The sequence below is a fragment of the Paracoccus sp. ME4 genome, from assembly GCF_046736325.1.
GTDB lineage: Bacteria > Pseudomonadota > Alphaproteobacteria > Rhodobacterales > Rhodobacteraceae > Paracoccus.
Genome location: NZ_CP151276.1, coordinates 1,006,501 through 1,012,500, shown reverse-complemented (window position 1 = coordinate 1,012,500; position 6,000 = coordinate 1,006,501). Strand labels below are relative to the sequence as shown.

General features: G+C 69.0%; 6 protein-coding genes. 2 read left to right on the top strand and 4 right to left on the bottom strand.

Annotated features, from left to right (window positions below; genetic code table 11):
- Positions 1-416: 416 nt before the first annotated feature.
- Genes nusB through AACG61_RS05115 form a run of 4 tightly spaced genes read right to left on the bottom strand, consistent with a single transcriptional unit; the run spans position 417 to position 3,197 of the window.
- The gene (gene nusB, locus AACG61_RS05130) at positions 417-899 is read right to left on the bottom strand and encodes a transcription antitermination factor NusB (protein WP_411838939.1); all 483 of its coding nucleotides are present in this window, start codon (positions 897-899) and stop codon (positions 417-419) included.
- Positions 896-1,444, bottom strand: coding sequence for a 6,7-dimethyl-8-ribityllumazine synthase (locus tag AACG61_RS05125; protein WP_411838938.1), 549 nt, complete (start codon positions 1,442-1,444; stop codon positions 896-898). The genes nusB and AACG61_RS05125 overlap by 4 nt, the downstream gene beginning before the upstream one ends.
- A 3-nt stretch (positions 1,445-1,447) precedes the next feature.
- Positions 1,448-2,566 carry a 3,4-dihydroxy-2-butanone-4-phosphate synthase gene (gene ribB / locus AACG61_RS05120; RefSeq protein WP_411838937.1) on the bottom strand — a complete coding sequence of 373 codons (1,119 nt, stop codon included), beginning with the start codon at positions 2,564-2,566 and terminating at the stop codon, positions 1,448-1,450.
- 22 nt (positions 2,567-2,588) lie between these two features.
- Positions 2,589-3,197: a riboflavin synthase gene (locus AACG61_RS05115; protein ID WP_411838936.1), complete on the bottom strand. Its 609-nt coding sequence runs from the start codon at positions 3,195-3,197 to the stop codon at positions 2,589-2,591.
- Positions 3,198-3,399: 202 nt separating this feature from the next.
- On the opposite strand from AACG61_RS05115, the gene AACG61_RS05110 reads away from it, so the two are divergent.
- Both AACG61_RS05110 and AACG61_RS05105 read left to right on the top strand, forming a co-directional pair.
- Positions 3,400-4,752, top strand: a complete 1,353-nt coding sequence (locus AACG61_RS05110) for a capsule biosynthesis protein (protein ID WP_411838935.1) — start codon at positions 3,400-3,402, stop codon at positions 4,750-4,752.
- Positions 4,753-4,911: 159 nt separating this feature from the next.
- Entirely contained in the window at positions 4,912-6,000 is a 1,089-nt protein-coding gene (locus tag AACG61_RS05105; protein WP_411839465.1) for a polysaccharide biosynthesis/export family protein, read from the top strand.

Genomic DNA, 6,000 nt, shown 5'->3' with positions numbered 1-6,000 from the left:
ACAATTAGCGCCACCGCCTTTGGGTTCAAAGTGCGCTGCATTTCTTGGAACGGTCGCGCAAACGTGAGCCTTTGGGGCCTTGACGCAAACAGGCAAGAGATCGCCGAAAATTGCTTGAAATGATTGGTGATGAAACCGGATCGACCGATGCGTAACGCACGGTAATCCTGCCTCTTTCAGCCGTTTCTCGACGCTGACGGCAATCCCGGCAGGCCCATCCGCCCTGAAACACGACCGTGACTGCCCATGAAAACGGCAGAGAATCTTCCGCTACCCGCCATCGCTGTTGTTGCATAGATGCCACGACGCTGCCGTTTACCCGACACGCAGGACACGCGCGATCCCGGCTGGAGGACGTGAAAAGGGCCCGGACAGCGACTGTCCGAGCCCATGCGGACCGCACGTGGAAGCGGCGGTCAATCCAGGGAATCAGGCTTCAGGTCGCGCGCCATGTGGTCCAGCACCGCGTTGACGAAGCGTGCCTCGCGTCCGTCGGGGAAGAAGGCCTGCGTCAGGCGGACATATTCGCTGATGACGACCTTGGCGGGGGCGCGTTCCGTGACCAGCTCGGCCCCCGCGGCCCGGAAGACGGCACGCAGCACGGGATCGATCCGGTCGATGGGCCATTTGGCCACCAAACCGCGATCGGTCGCCTGGTCGATGCGCGACTGCCACATGACGACGTCATCGACGATGCGCATGAACAGCGCCTCGTCGGCCTGCTCGGTCGGGCCGTCGCGGTCGTCGAAGTCGATGCGATAGTTCTGGAACTCGCGCGTGACGCGGTCGGCGGACTGTCCGGCCGCCTCCATCTGGAACAGCGCCTGGACGGCATACATGCGCGCCGCGCTGCTCAGCGTGCGGCGGTCGGGGCGCTTTGCGGGGTCCTGCTCGCTCATGACCGGCCCTGCCCTTCCATCTGTCCCGCGAGGCGGATCACGTCGTGATCGGCCGCGGATGTCTGCGCGGCATCCCCGCCCCAGCGGCGCGCCAGGGCGATCAGGTGCAGCGCCGCGGCGGCGGCACCGCCGCCCTTGTTCTGTCCCGCCGGATCGGCCCGGACCTCGGCCTGGGCCAGGGTCTCGACCGTCAGGATGCCGTTGCCCAGGCACACGCCCTGCAGCCCCAGAAGCGTCAGCGCGCGCGAGCTGTCGTTGCAGACCGTGTCGTAATGCGTCGTCTCTCCCCGGATCACGCAGCCCAGCGCGACGAAGCCGTCATAGCGCCCGCTGCGCGCGGCCAGACCGACCGCGGTCGGGATCTCCAGCGCGCCCGGCACCTCGATCACGTCGAGGCTGGCCCCCGCCGCATCCGCCGTGGCCCGCGCACCGGACAGCAGGCCGTCGGTGATCGGCTTGTAATAGGGCGCCACGACCGCCAGCAGGCGCACCGGCGCATCAAGACGCGGCAGCGCCAGTTCGTGATGTTGCGTGTTCGAGGCCATGTCTCAGTCCTTGGGAATAGGCCGGGTGGAATGGATGGAAAGCCCGTAGGCGTCAAGCCCCACCACCCGCACGGGCGCCGAATTCGTCAGAAGGGTCAGCTCGGACAGGCCCAGCGCCGACAGGATCTGCGCGCCCAGCCCGTATTGGCGCAGCGTGTGCGGCCCGGCATCGTCGCCGGGCGTGACCGCATGCGTCAGGTCGCGGATCAGCACGACGACGCCGCGCCCCTCCTGCGCGATGACGCTCATGCAGGACGCGAGGCTGCCCGCCCCGTCCCGGCCGATGCCCAGCACGTCGTGCAGCGGGTCCAGCGCGTGCATGCGCACGAGGACCGGGCCGGGTGCGGCCAGATCGCCCTTGGTGAGGACGATATGCTCGGTCCCCTGCGTCTCATCGGCGAAGATGCGCATCAGCCACTCGCCGCCATGGACCGAGCGGACCGCCTGCTGCGACCGCTCGGCGATCAGGTTGTCGTGGCGGCGGCGATAGCGGATCAGGTCGCTGATCGTGCCGATCTTCAGGCGGTGGCGTTGCGCGAAGGCGACCAGGTCGGGCAGGCGCGCCATGCTGCCGTCCTCGTTCATGATCTCGCAGATCACCCCTGACGGGTTCAGCCCGGCGAGGCGCGAGATGTCCACGGCCGCCTCGGTATGGCCGGCGCGGACCAGGACGCCGCCGTCGCGGGCGCGCAGCGGAAAGATGTGGCCCGGCGTCGCGATGTCGGGCGCGCCCTTGGTCGGGTCGATCGCCACGCTGATCGTGCGGGCGCGGTCATGGGCGCTGATGCCGGTCGTGACGCCCTCGCGCGCCTCGATGGACATGGTGAAGGCGGTCTCGTGGCGGCTGGAGTTCTTGGGGCTCATCAGCGTCAGGCCCAGCGTCTCGATCCGCTCGGCGGTCAGCGACAGGCAGATCAGGCCGCGGCCATGGGTGGCCATGAAGTTGATCGCGTCCGGCGTGGCCATCTGCGCGGGGATGCACAGATCGCCCTCGTTCTCGCGGTCCTCGTGGTCGACCAGGATGTACATGCGGCCGTTGCGGGCCTCGTTGATGATGTCCTCGATCGGAGAGATGGCGGCCGACAGGTCGCGCTCGACGGGGCCGGGTTCCTCGAATTGCATCTGTTCGTCCTTCAGACTGGCGTCATGCGCCGATGGGTTGCCCGGCCTCGGCCAGCCGCGCGACATAGCGGGCCAGCGTGTCGATCTCCAGATTCACGGCGTCGCCGACCGCCGCATCGCCCCAGGTGGTGACCTGCTGGGTATGCGGGATCAGGTTGATGCCGAAGCTGTTGCCCGCGACCTCGTTCACGGTCAGCGACGTGCCGTTCAGCGTGACCGACCCCTTGGGCGCGATGAAGCGCGCCAGATCGGCGGGCGCCTCGAAGGTCAGGCGCAGGCTGTCGCCCTCGCGCGCGGCGGCGGTGATGCGGGCCACGCCGTCCACATGGCCGCTGACGATATGGCCACCCAGTTCGTCGCCCACGCGCAGCGCGCGCTCCAGGTTCAGCCGCTGACCCACCTCCCAGCCCTCGGCGCCGATGCGCGTCTTGGACAGGGTCTCGGCCGAGATGTCCACGTCGAACCAGTCTCCGCCCTTGGCGATGACCGTCAGGCAGACCCCGTCGCAGGCGATGGACGCGCCCAGATCGACCCCCGCCATGTCATAGGCGCAGCCGATGCGCGCGCGCATGTCGCCGCGCATTTCCACGGCCCGCACGATGCCGATGTCGGTGATGATGCCGGTGAACATCGCGGCCTCCCTGTGTGACGTCCCAATGCTTCCCGTCCGACCTAGGCCATCGGCCCCGCCCGTTCAAGCGTCAAGCCCGGCCGCCCCCTCCGGTCGGCCGCCGTTAAGCGTCATGGACAAAATTCTGGATCGACGGGCCGCGACGTGGCATGTCAGGTCTGTTCGGTCCCCGTCGCGTGACGCCATTTCCGTTTCAAGTGCCATGTTCCAGCCCCCGTCCCCGCCACCGGTCCCCCTTGCGGACCCGCCCGCCGCCCGCCTGCCCGACGCGCCCGTCGCGGCGCGGGTGTTCCTGATGCTCCAGGGTCCGCACGGCCCGTTCTTCGACAGGCTGGGCCGGCTGCTGCGCGCGGCGGGCGCCACCGTCTGGCGCTGCGGCTTCAACGCGGGGGACGAGTTCTTCTGGTCCGACCGCGACCGCTTCATTCGGCACGAGGACGGGCTGCCCGGCTGGTCGGCGCATCTGTCGCGCATCCTGACCGAACGCGGCGTCACGGACATCGTGCTCTACGGCGACGTCCGGCCGATCCACGCCACCGCCCGCGCCATGGCGGCCGAACGCGGGCTGCGCGTCCACGTCTTCGAGGAGGGCTACCTGCGCCCCTACTGGATCAGCTATGAACGGCAGGGCTCGAACGGCAACTCGGCGCTGATGCGCATCCCGCTGGCCCAGATGCGCGCCGTCCTGCGCGAACAGCTGAACGAGGTGCGCCGCCCCCCCGCCCATTGGGGCGACATGCGCCAGCACAAGTTCTACGGCGCCTTCTACCACTTCCTCATCCTGGTCGCGAACCGCCGCTATCGCGCCTATCAGGGTCACCGCGCGATCTCGGTCGTGCAGGAATTCCGGCTGAACCTGCGCAGGCTGGTCCTGGCGCCGTTCTACAACCTGGGCCGCGCGCTGCAGTGGCGGCGCCTGCGGCTGTCGGGGTGGCCCTACAACCTGGTCCTGATGCAGCTGGAACATGATTCGAACTTCCTCGGCCATTCGCCCTTCACCCGGAACGCCCAATTCATCGACACGGTCGTCGACAGCTTCGCGCGCGCGGCCCCGCGCCATCACCACCTGATCTTCAAGGCCCATCCGCTGGAGGACGGCCGCGCGGGCAACCGTGCGGCGATCACCGCCGCGGCGGCGCGGCACGACGTGGCGGGTCGGGTCCACTACATCCGCGGCGGCAAGCTGGCCGAGATCCTGTCGCATGCCCGCGCCGTGGTGACGGTCAACTCGACCGCCGCCCAGCAGGCGCTGTGGCGCGGCATCCCGGTCAAGCCCCTGGGCCGGGCGGTCTACGACAAGCCGGGGCTGGTCTCGGACCAGGACCTGGACGCGTTCCTGGCCGATCCAGACGCGCCCGATCCGCAGGCCTACCGGGTATTCCGCGACTATCTGCTGCAGACCAGCCAGATCCCCGGCGGCTTCTACGCCAGCCGATCGCGGGCCCATGCGCTGCGCCTGGTGGCCGACATGCTGCTCTCGCCGGACGATCCCTACGAGGCGCTGGCCACCGGCCGGACCCTGCCCCGCCAGCAGCTGTCGGACCGGGATGGCTAAAACGCAACGGCGCGCCCGCGACGCGCAAGAACCTGTGGTCTGAACCGCCCGACGCGGCTAGAATAGGGTCAAAACAGGCCGGTCGGACCCGGCCACGATAACAACGGAGTATCCGAGGTGACAGTTACCCTTCGATCGTCGAGCACCCTCAGGGTGCTGATGGCGGCATCGCTCTGCCTTCTCGCGGCCTGCGCGCTGCCCCGGTCCGGTCCCAACAAGGGCGAGATCTTCGACGGCGCCGTCGAGCGCGGCGGCAACACGCAGGTCATCTTCGTGAACGACCACGTGACCCGCGCCTCGGCCTTCGCGCCGGCCTACGGCTTCTCCAACAGCTTCCGCAACGCCGGCCAGGTCGGCGCGGACGAGATCCGGGCGGGCGACACGCTCGGCCTGTCGATCTGGGAGAACGTGGATGACGGCCTGCTGACCTCGCTCGGGTCCAGCTCGACCTCGCTGACCGAGATCCAGGTCGACAGCGACGGCTTCATCTTCGTGCCATATGCGGGGCGGGTCCGCGCGGCCGGCAACACCCCCGACCAGCTGCGCCAGATCATCACTCGCGAACTCAGCGCCCAGACCCCCGATCCGCAGGTGACGGTCCAGCGCGTGGCGGGCAACGGCGCCACCGTCTCGGTCGTCGGCCGCGTCGGCGCGCAGGGCGTCTATCCGATCGAACGGCCCACGCGGTCGCTCTCGGCCATGCTGGCGCGGGCCGGCGGCGTCGCGATCGAGCCCGAGGTGGCGGTCGTCACCGTCAAGCGCGGCAGCGACAGCGGGCGCGTCTGGCTGACCGACCTCTATTCCAGCCCCACCAACGACATCGCGCTGCGTCCGGGCGACCTGATCGTGGTCGAGGAGGATCAGCGCAGCTTCACCGCGCTCGGCGCGCTCGGCGGCCAGACCCGCGTCCCCCTGGGCAACGAGATGATCAGCGCGGCCGAGGCCATCGCCATGGTCGGCGGCCTGAACAGCAGCCTGGCCGACCCCACGGGCGTCTTCGTGCTACGCGACGAGCCGGAATCGGTCGCCAGCCGCGTGATGGGCAAGCCGGTGATCGGCACGCAGCGCTTTGCCTATGTGCTGGACCTGACCCGGCCGAACGGGCTGTTCCTGGCGCGCGACTTCATCATCCGCGACGGCGATACCGTCTATGTGACCGAAGCGCCCTATGTCCAATGGCAGAAGACTCTCTCCGCCGTCACCGGCAGCGCCGCCACGGCCGACAGCCTGTCCAACATCGGCAACTGA